11 protein-coding genes are annotated in these 14,530 nt (G+C 74.2%); 5 read left to right on the top strand and 6 right to left on the bottom strand.

Annotation, left to right across the window (positions count from 1 at the left end):
• The first annotated feature begins 49 nt into the window (after window positions 1–49).
• The 5 genes from FHN55_RS10225 (at window position 50) to FHN55_RS10205 (ending at window position 5,323) form a co-directional block, all read left to right on the top strand.
• On the top strand, window positions 50–1,075 hold the full coding sequence (locus FHN55_RS10225) for an NAD(P)-dependent oxidoreductase (RefSeq protein ID WP_139712221.1): 1,026 nt from the start codon (window positions 50–52) through the stop codon (window positions 1,073–1,075).
• Window positions 1,072–1,623 (top strand): dTDP-4-dehydrorhamnose 3,5-epimerase, encoded by a 552-nt coding sequence (rfbC, locus tag FHN55_RS10220; protein ID WP_139712220.1) that lies wholly within the window; start codon window positions 1,072–1,074, stop codon window positions 1,621–1,623. Before FHN55_RS10225 ends, rfbC begins: the two co-directional genes overlap by 4 nt.
• Window positions 1,620–2,912 carry an NAD(P)H-dependent oxidoreductase gene (locus FHN55_RS10215; protein WP_139712219.1) on the top strand — a complete coding sequence of 431 codons (1,293 nt, stop codon included), beginning with the start codon at window positions 1,620–1,622 and terminating at the stop codon, window positions 2,910–2,912. Before rfbC ends, FHN55_RS10215 begins: the two co-directional genes overlap by 4 nt.
• Window positions 2,913–2,988: 76 nt before the next feature.
• Window positions 2,989–4,227, top strand: a complete 1,239-nt coding sequence (locus FHN55_RS10210; RefSeq protein ID WP_139712218.1) for a glycosyltransferase — start codon at window positions 2,989–2,991, stop codon at window positions 4,225–4,227.
• A 7-nt stretch (window positions 4,228–4,234) separates the two neighbouring features.
• The gene (locus FHN55_RS10205) at window positions 4,235–5,323 is read left to right on the top strand and encodes a hypothetical protein (RefSeq protein ID WP_139712217.1); all 1,089 of its coding nucleotides are present in this window, start codon (window positions 4,235–4,237) and stop codon (window positions 5,321–5,323) included.
• Between the two features lie 111 nt (window positions 5,324–5,434).
• On the opposite strand, the gene FHN55_RS10200 is transcribed toward FHN55_RS10205, so the two are convergent.
• From FHN55_RS10200 to mfd, 6 genes are all read right to left on the bottom strand, one after another.
• Window positions 5,435–6,388, bottom strand: coding sequence for a hypothetical protein (locus tag FHN55_RS10200; protein ID WP_139712216.1), 954 nt, complete (start codon window positions 6,386–6,388; stop codon window positions 5,435–5,437).
• On the bottom strand, window positions 6,385–7,647 hold the full coding sequence (locus tag FHN55_RS10195; RefSeq protein ID WP_139712215.1) for a DegT/DnrJ/EryC1/StrS aminotransferase family protein: 1,263 nt from the start codon (window positions 7,645–7,647) through the stop codon (window positions 6,385–6,387). The genes FHN55_RS10200 and FHN55_RS10195 overlap by 4 nt, the downstream gene beginning before the upstream one ends.
• Window positions 7,644–8,606 (bottom strand): hypothetical protein, encoded by a 963-nt coding sequence (locus tag FHN55_RS10190; protein WP_139712214.1) that lies wholly within the window; start codon window positions 8,604–8,606, stop codon window positions 7,644–7,646. Before FHN55_RS10190 ends, FHN55_RS10195 begins: the two co-directional genes overlap by 4 nt.
• Before the next feature lie 199 nt (window positions 8,607–8,805).
• Window positions 8,806–9,672, bottom strand: a complete 867-nt coding sequence (locus tag FHN55_RS10185) for a hypothetical protein (protein WP_139712213.1) — start codon at window positions 9,670–9,672, stop codon at window positions 8,806–8,808.
• 219 nt (window positions 9,673–9,891) lie between these two features.
• Window positions 9,892–10,740, bottom strand: coding sequence for a hypothetical protein (locus tag FHN55_RS10180; RefSeq protein WP_139712212.1), 849 nt, complete (start codon window positions 10,738–10,740; stop codon window positions 9,892–9,894).
• Window positions 10,741–10,849: 109 nt separating this feature from the next.
• The gene (mfd, locus tag FHN55_RS10175) at window positions 10,850–14,452 is read right to left on the bottom strand and encodes a transcription-repair coupling factor (protein ID WP_139712211.1); all 3,603 of its coding nucleotides are present in this window, start codon (window positions 14,450–14,452) and stop codon (window positions 10,850–10,852) included.
• Between the last annotated feature and the right edge of the window lie 78 nt (window positions 14,453–14,530).

The following is a 14,530-nucleotide window of genomic DNA, read 5'->3' as shown; positions in this document are numbered from 1 at the left end:
GATTCCTTGCACGGGCCGAGAAACGACGACAGGCGGGGGCCGCTCCACCATGAAGATCCTTGTGACGGGCACCGAGGGCTACCTGGGCTGCCTCCTGGCACCCCTGCTGGTCGAGGACGGCCACGACGTGACGGGCCTGGACACCGGCTACTACAAGCACGGCTGGCTCTACAACGGCGTGACGAGCACGGTCGCCACGATCGCCAAGGACATCCGCGACGTGCAGGTCGAGGACCTGCGCGGCTTCGACGCGGTGGTCCACATGGCCGAGCTGAGCAACGACCCCCTGGGCGACCTGCTGGGCGAGGTCACCTACGACGTCAACCACAAGGGCTCGGTGCGCCTGGCCACGGTGGCCAAGGAGGCCGGCGTCGGCCGCTTCGTCTACATGTCGAGCTGCTCGGTGTACGGCGTCGCCGAGGGCACCGTCGACGAGACCAGCCCGGTCAACCCGCAGACCGCCTACGCGATCTGCAAGGCCCGCGTCGAGCGCGACGTCGCCCCGCTGGCCGACGAGACCTTCGCGCCGACGTTCCTGCGCAACGCCACCGCCTTCGGGGCCAGCCCGCGCATGCGCTTCGACATCGTGCTGAACAACCTGGCCGGCCTGGCGTGGACCACCGGCAAGATCGCCATGAACAGCGACGGCACCCCGTGGCGCCCGCTGGTGCACGGCCTCGACATCGCCCAGGCGATCCGCCGGGTGCTCACCGCCCCGGTCGAGGCCGTCCGCGGCGAGGTGCTCAACGTGGGCTCGGAGGAGCAGAACTACCAGGTGCGCGACATCGCCGAGAAGGTCGCCGCGGCCTTCCCGGGCTGCGAGCTGAGCTTCGGGCCGCCGAGCGCCGACAACCGCTCGTACAAGGTGAACTTCGACAAGATCAAGAAGGTCCTGCCGGACTTCGAGTGCCAGTGGGACGCCGCCCGCGGCGCCCAGCAGCTGCACGACGTCTTCGAGGCGATCCAGCTCGACGAGGCCACCTTCAACGGCCGCGGCCACACCCGCCTCAAGCAGCTCGAGCACCTGCTGAGCACCGGACAGATCGACGCAGAGCTGTTCTGGACCAGCAAGTGAGGATAGAAACGACGCCCATCGACGGCGTCGCCATCGTGCGCATCGAGCCGCACACCGACGAGCGCGGGTTCTTCGCCAGGTCCTTCGACAAGGCGGCGTTCGCCGAGGCCGGGCTCGACACGGAGCTCGTGCAGGCGAACATCTCCTACAACAGGAGGGCCGGGACGCTGCGCGGCATGCACTACCAGCTGCCCGTGGCCCCGGAGGCCAAGCTGGTCCGCTGCACCCGCGGCGCCCTGCTGGACCAGATCGTGGACGTCCGCCCGGACTCCCCCACGTACCTGCAGCACGTGTCCGTCGAGCTGACGGCGGACAACCACGTGGCGCTGTACGTGCCCCCGATGTTCGCGCACGGGTTCATCACCCTGGTCGACGACACCGAGGCCACCTACAACGTCTCCGCGCCCTACACCCCGGGCGTGGAGCGCGGCCTGCGCCACGACGACCCCGACCTCGGCCTGTCCTGGCCGGTGCCGGTGGCCGTCATCTCCGACAAGGACGCCTCCTGGCCGCTGCTGGCCGAGAACGGCGGAAAGGCCCCCTCGTGATCATCACTGACAGCGCCCTGGCGAAGCGGCAGCGCGAGGGACGGCCCATCCGGGTCGGCATGGTCGGCGCCGGCTTCCAGGGGCGCGGTCTGGCCAACCAGATCATCAACAGCACCCCCGGCATGGAGCTGGTGGCGATCGCCAACCGCACCGAGGCCAAGGGCCTGCGCGCCTACGAGGAGGCCGGCACCGCGGCGAAGGTCGTCGACTCCCGCGCCGATCTCGAGCGCAGCATCCGCGAGGGCACCCCGGCGGTCGTCGCCGACGCCCTCGAGCTGGTCGCTGCCGACGGCGTGGACTGCGTGGTGGACGTGACCGGCGCTGTCGAGCACGGCGCCCGGGTGACGATGGCCGCGCTGGAGGCCGGCACGCCCGTCGTGACGATGAACGCCGAGCTCGACGCGACCGTCGGACCCGAGATCGCCCGCCGCTTCGCCGCGGCCGGCGTCATGTTCACCGGCGCCGACGGCGACCAGCCCGGCGTGACGGTCAACCTGCTGCGCTTCGTGCGCGGCATCGGCCTGACCCCGCTGGTGGCGGGCAACATCAAGGGCCTGCAGGACCCGTACCGCACCCCCACCACGCAGCAGGGCTTCGCCGAGAAGTGGGGCCAGGACCCGTGGATGGTCACGAGCTTCGCCGACGGCACGAAGATCTCCTTCGAGCAGGCGATCGTGGCCAACGCGTGGGGCATGACCGTGCCGCAGCGCGGCATGAACGGCTGGGACCACCGCGGCCACGTCGACGAGCTCACGAGCCGCTACGACGTGGAGGAGCTCAAGGCCAAGGGCGGTGTCGTCGACTACGTCGTCGGCTCCAAGCCGGGTCCGGGCGTCTACGTGCTGGCCACCCACGACGACCCGAAGCAGCAGCACTACCTCAACCTCTACAAGCTGGGCGAGGGGCCGCTGTACTCCTTCTACACGCCGTACCACCTGTGCCACTTCGAGGTGCCCACCACGGTGGTCCGCGCCGTCGACTTCGACGACGCCGCCCTCGTGGCCGCCGGCGACCTGAAGGTCGAGGTGCTCACCACCGCCAAGACGGACCTGGCGGCGGGCACCACGATCGACGGCCTCGGCGGGTACCACGTCTACGGCCAGGCCGAGGACGCCGGCACCGCCCGCGCGCAGCGCCTGCTGCCGCTGGGCCTCGCGCCGGGCTGCACGCTCACGGTCGACGTCCCGAAGGACGCGGTCATCACCTACGACATGGTCGAGGTGCCCTCCGGGCGCCTGGTGGACGAGCTGCGCGCGGCTCAGGACGCCCGCCTCGCCCCCCTCTCCTGAAGATCGTCCTCCCTCCGGCCCCCTGACCGCACCCCGGTGCGGCCAGGGGGCCGCGGCGTGCGCCACAGTCGACCTCGTGAGCGACGCCGCCGGGGCAGCGCCCCGTCCCCCTCGCACGCTGCTCGTGGCCGACGCCCTGTTCCGCACCGGGGCCACGCGGGTGGTGCTGTCGCTGCTGGAGCGCTGGGGCCCCGGCAGCGGCCGGCTCGCCGTGCTCGGCGAGCCCCCGGGCCCCTCGCTGCTCAGCGCCCCGCCAGGAGCTCCGGTGCAGCTGCTGTCCGGCCCGGGGCAGCGGCTGCGGGCCACCGCCGTCCCCTCGCTGCTGCGGCTCGTGGCGCTCGCGCGCCGGCACGAGGTGGTGCTGGCCACCTCCGAGATCGGCCCCGGCGTGGTGCTGGCCTGGCTGGCCGCGCGCCTGGCGCGGCGGCCGTTCGTCGTCTCCGTCCACGCCGACCTCGACGACGCCCTCGCCGAGTGGGTGCCGGCACCGGCTCGCCCGCTGCTGAGGCTGGTGCACCGCCGTGCCGACGCCGCGGTCTGCGTCGACGCCGGGGTCGCGGGCCCGGTGCTCGCCAACGGCCTGCCGCCGCACCGGCTGCACGTGGTCCGCAACGGGGTGGACCTGGCCGCGGTGCGCGCCGCGGCCGCGGCACCGCCCCGGACCGGCACCCACCAGGACGGCGACGGCGAGGAACCGCTCCCCGTCGTCGTGGCCACCGGCCGCCTGGCGCCGCAGAAGGGCTACGACCTGCTCCTGCGCGCCCACGCGGCAGTGGTCCGCCGGGTCCCCCACCGCCTGCGCGTGCTCAACGACGGCCCGGAGCTGGCGGCCCTGCAGGCGCTGGCGGCCGAGCTCGGGGTGACCGCCAGCGTCGACGTCGCCGGAGCGGTGGAGGCGCCGCTGCCCGAGGTCGCCCGCGCCGACCTCTTCTGCCTCCCCTCGCGGCACGAGGGGCTGCCGCTGGCGCTGATCGAGGCCGTGGCCCTGGGCGTGCCGTGCCTGATCTCGGAGAGCAGCGAGGGGGTGCGCGAGGTGCTCGACGGGGGCCGCACCGGGCAGCTGGTGCCCGTCGGGGACGTCGCAGCGCTGGCCGCCGCGCTCGAGGCGCACCTGGTCGACCCCCACCCGCTGCGCGCGAAGGCCGCCGCCGGGCTGCGGCACGTGGAGCAGTTCGACGTCTCGGCCATGGCCGCCGGCTGGGCGGCAGCCCTGCACGCGGCGGTGGACGGCCGCGGACGGCGCCGCGGCACCCACCGGCGGGCGGAGGGCGCCTCGGGCATCCCGTCTGCCCCTTTCGTCCCACCTGGGGCATGATCTCAGGGTGGTCGGCCAGCAGCTCTCCCCCGTCTCCCGCCGCCCCGGCCCGGGAGCCGGTCCCGCCAGCGCGGGCCCGCTCGCGGGTCGCCGGACGGTGATCGCGGGAGCCGCGGCGGCGGTGGGCGGGGCGCTCGTGGGCGCTCGGGTGGTCGCGGCCCCCGCGGCCGCCGCGGCTCCCCCGGTGCTGCAGACCGCGTCGAGCGGGCTGCCCTTCATGCTCGGGGCGGCGGGGGACGGCGTCGCCTCGGGCGAGTACGAGCGCCAGCTGGGCCGCCGGCTCGACCTCACCGCCACCTGGGCCGACAGCACCTGGGCCAGCACGCACCTGCCGGTGCTGCAGCCCGGGGGCGAGCTCGCGGGCTGGGACCGCGCCCTCGACGTCTCCGTGGGCGCCTTCGAGGCGGGCACGACGTGGGCGCAGGCCGCAGCCGGTGCGTGTGACGAGGCGTGGACGGCCTCGCTGACCGCGCTGGCCGGTCTGCGGGCCGGCAGGCCCGGCACGACCTACATCCGCTTCGCGCACGAGATGAACGGCAACTGGTACCCGTGGAGCGTGCGCGCCAGCGAGGTCGCGGACTTCCAGCGCGGCTGGCAGCGCTACCGCGCGCTGCAGCAGCGCGTCTTCCCCTCGGCGCGTCTGGTCTTCTCGCTCAACCACAACACCGTGGGCCTGGACGCCGACAGCTCCGTGCTGCACCCGGGCGCCGGGCAGGCCGACGTCCTGGGCGTCGGCTACTACAACCGCTACCCCTACCTGGCCACCGCCGCCGACTTCGCCGGCTGGCTGCCGGCCCGCGACCGCTGGGGCGGCCCCGCCGGGCTCGACGCCTTCCGGGCGCTGGCCGCCGCGTGGGGGCTGCCGCTGGCGGTGCCGGAGTGGTCTCTCTGCGCTGACGGGTCCGGTGGTGACGCCCCGGACTTCGTCACGGCCCTGCACTCCTGGCTGCTCGCCCACGCCGGGGCGGGAGCGGGACAGGTGCTCTACGCCTGCCAGTTCAACGTGAGCTCCGGCTTCGGGGGCGCCTTCACGCTCCTGCCGTCGGACCGGCTGCCGCACGCCTCGGAGGCGTACCGCCGCTGCTTCGGCGCCTGAGCCGGCCGTCCAGCGCCACCGCCCGACACACCCGGCAGCACCGACGACGACGCCCGGCCGCCCCTCGCGGGGTGGCCGGGCGTCGTCGTGAGAGTCGTGGACCCGGTGCCGTCAGTGCGCGACGAGGTGGCGCTGCTCGGCCCACCCGAGCACCGACGCGGCCTCGGCGGCCCAGTCGTGGTTGGGCGGCAGCAGCTCCACCTCCATGTGCGCGACGAGGTTGAGGTCCACCGCCATGAGCGTCCGGCGGTTCTCCGGGCGCCGGTGGGAGCGCAGGTTGCTCGCCGCGAGGAACGGCGCCAGGTACACGCGCCGCAGCTTGCGGAACAGGCCGCCCTCCCCGCGGAGCAGCAGGGTGCGGCCCAGGTCGCTCCACAGGTGCGTCTCGTAGCCCTGCACGTTGTGGAACATGTCGTGGTCGCGGTACATGCTCCGGTGCGGGACCATCGCCAGCCGGAAGATGCCGACGTCCTGCGCCAGGGCGTCCGCCCGCACCGCGAAGGTGCTCGCGGTCGAGTCGATGCGCTGCCAGCGGCGGCCTCCGACGAACTCCTCCCGGTCGGTCCACCCCTTCGGACGGGGCTGGTCCAGGCCCGGCGGCAGGTACCAGGAGTTCTCGGTGACGCCGTAGAGGGCGAAGTAGTCGACGTCCGGGAGCGCCCTGCCGGCCTCCACGAGGGCCGCGAGGGACTCCTCGGTGTAGAGGTAGTCGTCCTCGGCGAGCCAGACCAGGTCGTCTCCCCAGGTGGCGGCCAGCTGGAGCATGGTCATCCACGAGCCCTGCATGTTCGTGGGGCCGATGCTCACGACCTCGCCGCGGCCGCGCATGAGCGCCAGGCGCTCCTCGGGGATCGGGCCGTTGTTCATGAACACGACGTCGGCGTCGACCTGGTCGAGCGCGCGCAGGAAGGACAGCAGCGACGTCGTCTTGGAGTAGTAGGCGGGGCGGTTCTTGAGGTTGTCGCCGCCGTAGGAGCGGTACACCACCCGCAGGCGGCCCGTGCTGCCGCCGCTGACCTGCGCCAGGGTCGCGGTGTGCTCCCAGCCGCCCTCCGCCACGCTCATGCGAAGAACGACCGCACGCCGTCGACCACGCGGTCGATGGTGGCCGGGTCCATGTAGGGGTGCAGCGGCAGGGTGAGCACCTGGCTCGTGGCCAGGTCCGTCACCGGCAGCGGGCCCCGGCGGGAGTCGGCGTAGAACGAGAACTCGTGGGCGCCCAGGAAGTGGATGCCCGAGCCGATGCCGCGCGCCTTCAGGTGGGCGATGAGCTCGGCGCGGCGCGAGCCGTCGCGCAGGCGGATGACGTAGATGTAGGGCGCCACGCCCTCCCAGTCCGTGTCGAACAGCTGCAGGTGACCGGCCTCGGCGAGGTCGGCGAACGCGGCGTCGAAGGCCTGGCAGTAGCTGCGGCGGTTGGCGATGAACTCGTCCACCAGCGCCAGCTGGGCCAGCCCGATGGAGGCGGGCACCGAGCCGAGGTGGCAGCGGAAGCCCTGCCGCACCACGTCGAACTCCCAGTTGCGCTGGTTCTTGTACCGCGCGTCGGTGTCGGCGTCGATGCCCAGGTGGCGAAGCTCGTGCAGGGCCTGCACGTCGGCCGGGTCGCGGGTGATGATCGCGCCGCCCTCGAGCGTGGTGATGGTCTTCACCGGGCCGAAGCTGAAGCAGGTGATGTCGCCGAAGGAGCCGACGGGACGACCGTCCGACACCGACCCGAAGGCGTGCGCGGCGTCCTCGATGACCCGCAGGCCGTGCTCGTCGGCGATCTCGAGCAGCTCGTCGAGCTGCGCCGGCAGGCCGAGGTAGTCGACGGCGAGGATCGCCTTGGTGTTCTCGGTGATCGCCTCGCGGACCCGCTGCGGGTCCAGGCAGAGCCGGCGGTCCTCGACGTCGGCGAAGACCACGGACGCCCCGGTGCGGCTCATGGCCTGGTGGCCCGCCACGTACGTGAAGGACGGCGCGATGACCTCGTCACCCGGGCCCAGGCCGATGAGCTGACCGGCCAGGTGCAGCGCCTCGGTGCAGGAGTTGGTGGAGACGGCGCGGCGCCCGCTCTCGCCCAGGTGCAGGAAGGACTCCAGGCCCAGCTCGAAGTCCTGGCTGAGCTTGCCCATGCCGAGCCAGCCGACCTCGAGCGCGGACCGCGCGGCCTCCTGCACCTCGGCGCCGAGGTAGGGGCGGTAGACCGGCACCGGCTCGTCGGAGCCGAGCGCTGGGTAGCGCAGGTCGTTGAGGGTGGCGACGCCGAGGCCCGACGCAGCGTCCTGGTCGGCGCCCAGGGTCTGGTCCAGGCTGCTGTCGAGGCTGGTGTCGGTGCTCATCGGTCTCCTTCTCCCCCGCGCAGGCTCCCCTGCTGCTGATCGCTGACGGTAGTCACGGCACCTGGGTGGTGGGAGGCGGCGGCCGTCCGTCCGAGGGACGCACGGTGCTCACCACCCCCCGTCTGGCGCACGCTCGCGCCCCCCGCAGCCTCCAGGACCGCGTCCGGGGCCCCCACGACGGCGACACCTCCGGTGACCACGCGCAGCCGGAGCTCCGCGAGCACCGCCGCGAGCGCCAGCAGCGCGCCGGCCATCTCCGAGCCCTCCTCCACGGCGTTGAGGAGGATGTAGGAGACCGGCTGGGGGGCGGTCAGCTCGGCGCTGCCGGGCAGGTCCACCAGGAAGAAGCTCGTGACGTACTCCATGAGGACCGCGCCGAAGAGGTAGACGACTCCGGCGAGGACGAGCCGGCGGCGCAGCCGCGGGGGCAGCGCCCGCGCCAGCCGCAGGGCGACCACGCCACCGGCCACGGCGAGCAGCACCCCGGGCACCAGCCACGCGAAGTTGTGCAGCCCCAGCGTCGCGTGGAGGCGGTCTGCGAAGAGCGCGAGGGACTCGTGCAGCTCGGACGCCTCGTCGAGGCCCAGGTAGCCGGCGCCGGCCGCGAGGACCACCACGGGCCAGGCCCTCTCGCCGCGCGAGCGCCGCACGCCGGCCAGGAAGACGAACCCGAGGCCGACGAGGGCCAGCAGGGCGGCGCTGAAGGTGGCGGGCAGGTTCGCCTCGCCGTCCAGGTCCGTCTGGCGCTTGGCCTCGTCGAGCCAGGCCAGCGGCAGGGCCGCGTCGCCCTGCACCGCCTCGACGGCGATCCGCACCGACGGGCCGACGAGCACGAGCACGAGCGCGACCACGGCCAGCACCCCCACCAGCGGGGTCAGGCGCAGCAGGTCGCCCTCGGACCACCTCCGCGAGCCCTTCCGCACCGCTCCCGCACGTCCGCCGCTCCTCGTGAGGACCACGGCCACCACCCCCCGGCGGGCACGCGTCCCGCACCGCTGCTCCCTCGCGCCCCGGCCTCTGCGCCGCACCGCACCGCCCCGCCGGACGGGTCCGGTGGGGCGATCGGAGGATCATGCCCCTCGGCAACGGATCCGCACAGTCCCCCGACGCGGCGCAGGTCCACCCGAGCAGCGAGATCGCCCGTGCGGCGCATCCTGGTCAGGCGGCGGCGCGGGCCCGCTGGGACAGCACCGGACGGTCGGGGTCGAGGTCGACGACGACGCCGCCCGGGGTCGCGGCCACGCGCAGCGCCAGCAGGACCGCCCGGAGGGCGAGCAGCGCCCCGACCATCTCCAGCCCCTCCTCGACGGCGTTGAGCAGCACGTAGGCGGTGCTCTGCACCGGCTCGAGCCCGCCGGGCGGCGCAGGGCGGAACATGCCGCCGGTCACGGTCTCCACCACCAGGGCGCCCAGCAGGTACACCGCGCCGGCCACCACGAGGCGCCACCGCAGCCGCGGAGCCATCCCGCGCGCCACCAGCAGCAGCCCGGTGCCCACCACCGCGGCGACGACGACGCCCGGCACCACCCAGGAGAAGCGCAGGCCCGCGTCGACGCCGAGGAGGTCGGCCAGCAGCGCCATCTGCTCGTGCAGGGAGGCCAGCTCGTCCACCGACAGCAGCGCCGCGACGGCAGCCGGGGCCGCCAGCGGCCAGGCGCGCCAGCCGCGCGCCCTCGCGAGCACCGCGGCCGCCGCCAGGCCCGCGGCGGTGGCGGCCAGCAGCGCCGACGAGAAGTACGTGGGCAGGTTGCCCTCCGCGTCGAGGTCGACCAGGCGGGCCGCCTCGGTGAGCCAGGCCTGCGGCAGGGACGGGTCACCGGTCACGGCGTCCACGGCCAGCCGGACCACCGGCCCCACGACCAGGAGGACGGCGAGGACCACAGCCAGCGGCCTCACCAGCCGCGCGGGCTCCCGCCACCTGGGCGGGTGCGTCTGCACGACGCTCCCCGCGCCCTCGCGCCCCGCCTCCCGGGCCGCGGTGTCCACCGCCTCCGGCGTGCTCGACGTCCTGGACCGTGCGGCCACGTGAACCGCCCCCCTCGCCTCGGCGGAGGGCGCCCCTCTGGACCCCCCGCACCGGCCATGGTGTCCGGTGGACGGCCCGCAGGTGAACAGCAGGCTGTCGGGGGCGGCCCCTTGCGGGTGGCTGGCACCCGGGTGAGCGGCACCCGCGCACGTTGAGCGACCCTCCGCTCACCCGGGGTCAGGCGCCGCTGGACGACGGTGGCGTCAGCGGCGGCAGCCTCAGCGGCGCACGCCCACGCGCCGCAGGAGCCGCTTGGCGGCGTCCTTCGCGGCGCGCTCGGCCGTCACGCGCGGACGCTGAGCCCACAGGCGGTCGAAGAGCTCCCCCGCGGGCACCCCGTCGGCGGACCTCGCCCCGGCGAGCGCCGCGCTGAAGGGGGCGCGCATCTCGGTCGGCCAGTAGTGGACCACCGCGTCGCGCGCCTCGGCCACCGAGGTCCGCGCGGCCAGGCCCACCGCGAAGGCCAGCTGCTCCGACGTGTGCGAGTGGTCGCCGAAGCCGTGCTCGAGCAGCTGGTCGGTCAGGAGCGCGACATCAGCGCAGACCGCCGCGTCGGCGGGGTCGAGCCCGATGACGCCCGCGTTCCAGGAGTCGCGGTCGGCCGGGAAGACCCACGGCCGGCCCGAGGTGTCGACGGGCTGGTACCGCTGGAGCACGTGGTCCAGGGCGGCGACCTCCGGAGCCGGGGGACGCCCCTCGCGCAGGTGCATGACGCTGCGACCGGGCCCGATGCGGTCGAAGACCACCGTCGGAGAGCGGCGCCACCACGTGTCGCCGTCGACGTACAGGCAGCGCCCACCCCCGGACCGCTCGAGCGCCGCGCGCAGCACCTCGATCTTGGAGCGCCACACGTAGCGGTGCGGTCCCATCCAGGTGTCCACCTGCTCCGGGGCCACCTCGACCACCTCCACCGGGAGGTCCTTCCACGCCTGGGGGCTGTCGGTCCACACGTCGATCCGCCAGTCACCCCGGGGAGCGCCCAGGTGGCGGGCGGCCGTCTGCACCGAGAAGCGCACTTCGTCGACGTGGCGCCCCTCTCCGAAGCTGATGTACACGAGGTGATCCACACGACCATCCTGGGGGCCCGGCGCGCAGATCCGGCAAACGTCCAGGCCAGCGGACCGGCGAACGGGTGGCGATCACGCACCCGCCCGCCGGACCGTGATCAGCCCGTGATCAGCTCGCGGCGCTCGCCATCGCCGGCTGCTCCACCGGCAGCACCGCGTCGAGCAGGGCCGTGGCCCACTCGAGCACGGCGCGGTCGCGCAGCGGCTGCCCGCCCACGCGCGCGGTCATCGGCTGCGGCACGAGGACCGTGCGCAGGGCCGGCTTCACGAGGGTGCCCGGGTACAGGCGCCGCACCCGCAGCTCCTGGCTCTCGCGCAGCTCCACGGGCGCGAACCTGATGTTCCGCCCCTGCAGCGACACCTCGCTGACCCCCGAGGCGCGCGCCCGGACGCGGAAGCGGGCCACCGCGAGGAGGTTCTCGACCTGCTCGGTCGGCTCGCCGTAGCGGTCCACCAGCTCGGCGCGCACGGCCGCGACGTCGTCGTCCGAGGTCGCCGCCGCCAGCTTGCGGTAGGCCTCCAGGCGCAGCCGCTCGTGCGGCACGTAGTCGTGCGGCAGCAGGCCGTCGACCGGGAGCTCGATCTTCGCCCCCGGCAGGCCCTCCTCCTTCGGTCCGTCGCGGTACTCCGCCACCGCCTCCCCCACGAGGCGCACGTACAGGTCGAAGCCCACGCCGGCGATGTGCCCCGACTGCTCTCCGCCCAGCAGGTTGCCGGCGCCGCGGATCTCGAGGTCCTTCATGGCCACCTGCATGCCGGCGCCGAGGTCGGTGTGGGAGGCGATGGTGGCCAGCCTGTCGTGCGCGGTCTCCGTCAGCGGCTTCTCCCCCGGGTACATGAAGTACGCGTAGGCGCGCTCGCGACCGCGGCCCACGCGGCCGCGCAGCTGGTGCAGCTGGGACAGGCCCAGCAGGTCGGCCCGCTCGAGGATCAGCGTGTTGGCGTTGGAGATGTCCAGCCCGGTCTCGACGATGGTCGTGCACACCAGCACGTCGAAGCGCTTCTCCCAGAAGTCGACGATGACCTCTTCCAGGCGGTGCTCGGGCATCTTGCCGTGCGCGGTGGCGATGCGGGCCTCGGGCACCAGCTCGGCCAGGCGCGCGGCGGCCCTGTCGATCGACTCGACCTTGTTGTGCACGTAGAAGACCTGGCCCTCGCGCAGCAGCTCGCGCCTGATGGCCGCGGCCACCTGCTTCTCCTCGTAGGGCCCCACGTACGTGAGCACCGGGTGGCGCTCCTCCGGCGGGGTGGCCAGCGTGGACATCTCGCGGATGCCGGTGACGGCCATCTCCAGCGTGCGCGGGATGGGCGTGGCGCTCATCGCCAGCACGTCGACGTTGGTGCGCAGCGTCTTGAGGAGCTCCTTGTGCTCCACCCCGAAGCGCTGCTCCTCGTCGATGATCACCAGGCCCAGGTCCTTGGCGCGGTACTCCCCGCCGAGGAGGCGGTGGGTGCCGATCACCACGTCGACCGTGCCGTCGGCCAGGCCGGCCTTGACCGCCTCGGACTCCTTGGCCGTCACGAAGCGGCTCAGGGCCCGCACGGTGACGGGGAACGGGGCGAAGCGCTCGGAGAAGGTCTCCAGGTGCTGCTGCACCAGCAGCGTGGTCGGCACGAGCACCATGACCTGCTTGCCGTCCTGCACGGCCTTGAAGGCCGCGCGCACGGCGATCTCGGTCTTGCCGTAGCCGACGTCGCCGCAGATCAGGCGGTCCATGGGCACGACGCGCTCCATGTCCGCCTTGACCTCGTCGATGGTGACCAGCTGGTCGGGCGTCTCCACGAAGGGGAAGGCGTCCTCCAGCTCGCGCTGCCACGGGGTGTCGGCGGCGAAGGAGTGGCCCTTCGTGGCCATGCGGGCGCTGTAGAGCTTGATGAGGTCCCCGGCGATCTCCTTGACCGCCTTGCGCGCCCGGCCCTTGGTCTTGGCCCAGTCGGCGCCGCCCATCTTGTTGAGGGTCGGCGCCTCCCCGCCCACGTACCGGGTGACCTGGTCGAGGGTGTCGGTGGGGACGAACAGCCGGTCCCCCGGCTGGCCGCGCTTGGAAGGCGCGTACTCGATGACGAGGTACTCGCGGGTGGCGCCCTGCAGCGTGCGCTGCACCATCTCCACGTACCGGCCCACGCCGTGCTGCTCGTGCACCACGAAGTCTCCGGTCTTGAGCTGCAGCGGGTCGACGGCGTTGCGGCGCTGCCGGCTCGGCATCCGCTTGGCGTCCTTCGCCGACATCGGGCCGGAGGTGCCCAGCACGTCGGCCTCGGTGAGCAGCGCGAGCTTCAGGGCGGGCGCGACGAACCCGTGGCCGAGGCTCGCGGTGGTCACCCGGACCACGCTCGGCTCGGGCACCTCGTCCACGCCGTCGGCGCGGGCGGCGGGGACGTCGGCGTCCCGCAGCACCTCGGCGAGGCGGTCGGCCGAGCCGTGGCCCGCGGCGGTGGCCACCAGGCGCCAGCCGTCGCTGACCAGGGCGCGCAGGTCGGCCAGGGCCCGCGGCACGTCACCGGCGTAGCCCTCGACCTCGCGCGCGCCGACCGTGACGACCACGGCGCCGTCCTCGCCGTCGAAGCTGGCGGTCTCCTCGTCGGCGGTGAAGGAGCTCAGCGACCACCACGGCCGCCGCGTGGTGAGCGCGTGCGCGCGGGTGGCCGCGAACGTCGTGTAGCTGGCCCTGTCGAGCCCGAGGTCGACCGGCACCTGCCCGCCGGAGGCGGCGTTGGCCCACGCGGCGGCGAGGAACTCCTCGGAGGTGGCCACGAGGTCGTGCGCGCGGCTGCGGACGCGCTCGGGGTCCAGGACGACGACGTGCGTGCCCGCGGGGAGCACGTCGAGCAGCGGCTGCATGCCGTCGACGAGCGCGGGCGCGAGGGACTCCATGCCCTCCACCGCGATGCCACCCGCGATCTTGTCGAGCATCTCGGCGGCGCCCGGCAGCTGCTCCTTGAGCGCGGCGGCGCGCTGCCTCACCTGCTCGGTGAGCAGCAGCTCGCGGCAGGGCGGCGCCCACAGCCCCTCGGGGACCACCTCGAGGGAGCGCTGGTCGGCCACGGAGAAGGCGCGGACCTCCTCCACCTCGTCACCGAAGAACTCCACCCGCAGCGGGTGGTCGGAGGTGGGCGGGAAGACGTCGAGGATGCCGCCGCGCACGGCGACGTCGCCGCGGCGCTCGACCATCTCGGTGCGCGTGTAGGCGGCGGCGGCGAGGTCGGCCACCACCTGCTCGAGGTCGACCACGTCCCCGGCGCGCAGCTGCACCGGTCGCAGGTCTCCCAGACCGGCCACGAGCGGCTGCAGCACCGCCCGGACGGGCGCCACGACCACCTTCACGGGCCCGTCCTCGGCCCCCAGCTCACCGGGGTGCGCCAGGCGGCGCAGGACGGCGAGGCGGCGGCCCACCGTGTCCGAGCGCGGGGAGAGGCGCTCGTGCGGCAGCGTCTCCCAGCTCGGGAACTCCACCACCGAGGCCGGGTCGAGGTAGCAGCGCAGCGCGGCCGCGAGGTCCTCGCACTGGCGGCCCGTCGCGGTCACCGCGAGCACGGTGCGGTCCGCGCCGCCGTCCTCCTGCGGCGACGCGAGCGCGGCGAGCAGCGCGGGACGGGCACCCGGCGGGACGGCCGCCTCGAGCAGCGGGACGTCGCCGGCGCGCGCGTTCGCCACGGCGAGCGAGAACCCGCGGTCGGGCAGCAGGGCGGAGACGATCCCAGTCAGCGGCACGAGCACCCAGGGTAGGTCGCCCCGCCGACACCCGCCGCCGCGCGCCGCGGTGTCCACCGTCGGCCGTCCACCGCGACC

It is taken from the genome of Streptomyces sp. NP160 (assembly GCF_006335115.1).
GTDB lineage: Bacteria > Actinomycetota > Actinomycetes > Actinomycetales > Quadrisphaeraceae > Quadrisphaera.
The sequence above is the reverse complement of the archived record's forward strand: the minus strand, read 5'-3'. Positions and strand labels throughout refer to the sequence as shown.

Coding starts and splice junctions, on each gene's coding strand:
- FHN55_RS10225 (WP_139712221.1), top strand. CDS start 50: ATGAAGATCCTTGTGACGGGCACCGAGGGCTACCTGGGCTGCCTCCTG.
- FHN55_RS10200 (WP_139712216.1), bottom strand. CDS start 6,388: ATGAGCGTGGCGGAGGGCGGCTGGGAGCACACCGCGACCCTGGCGCAG.
- FHN55_RS10195 (WP_139712215.1), bottom strand. CDS start 7,647: ATGAGCACCGACACCAGCCTCGACAGCAGCCTGGACCAGACCCTGGGC.